We start from the raw sequence: 640 nt of genomic DNA, 5'->3' as shown, positions 1-640 counted from the left end.
CGGTCGATTGGCGGGGCAGCAAGCATGGCCGCTACGCTGTTCGTGAGGTCTGCCGCGTTCCGGGGTTGCGTTGGCCGGCCAATCAGGTGGCGGGGCGTGACGACGGTTATTGGTGTCCGGTCACCTACACGGTGGATGCCCGGATGATCGCGGGAGCAAGGCGGCGGTATCTGGATTGGCGGGGGGCCATCCACCATTTGCAGTTCATTTTTCAGAAGGCGTGCCACCTCACTTCCTTCACCGTGTCCAACTCCCTGCCGCCGCGTGCGCCTTGGAAGGGGGCTTGACCAAATGTCAATCTGTTGACAAGGTGCCCCTGAACCGAATTGCGCCCGGAGCGGAGATCCCGCCCCGGGCGCTTTGCGTTTTCCCATCCCCCTCTCAGCCTCAAAAAATCGCGGGTCCTTCCCGGCGCTTCGAATGTATACGGGGCGTCGAGGGGCATGAGTTTTAGTCTGCTAAACCAATTGGAAAGCCTAAACTAAACGCTAAACATGACCACAGTGACAGCCTCTGAACTCGCCAAAAAACTGAACAAGTCGAAGGGGCGTATCAGTCAAATGGTGTCCAGTGGTCAGCTGGCCGGGTGTTACACGGGTGAGGGAAGGCACCGCCGGTTTGATCTCGAAAAATGCCGGGC

Annotated in this window: 1 pseudogene; it reads left to right on the top strand. The window is 59.2% G+C overall.

Annotated elements, in window-relative coordinates:
* A pseudogene (locus CAER_RS30335) lies at nt 1-287 on the top strand (hypothetical protein); the annotation flags it as partial.
* Nucleotides 288-640 lie beyond the last annotated feature (353 nt).

Source organism: Leisingera caerulea DSM 24564 (assembly GCF_000473325.1).
Classification (GTDB): Bacteria; Pseudomonadota; Alphaproteobacteria; order Rhodobacterales; family Rhodobacteraceae; genus Leisingera; species Leisingera caerulea.
The sequence above is the reverse complement of the archived record's forward strand: the minus strand, read 5'-3'. Positions and strand labels throughout refer to the sequence as shown.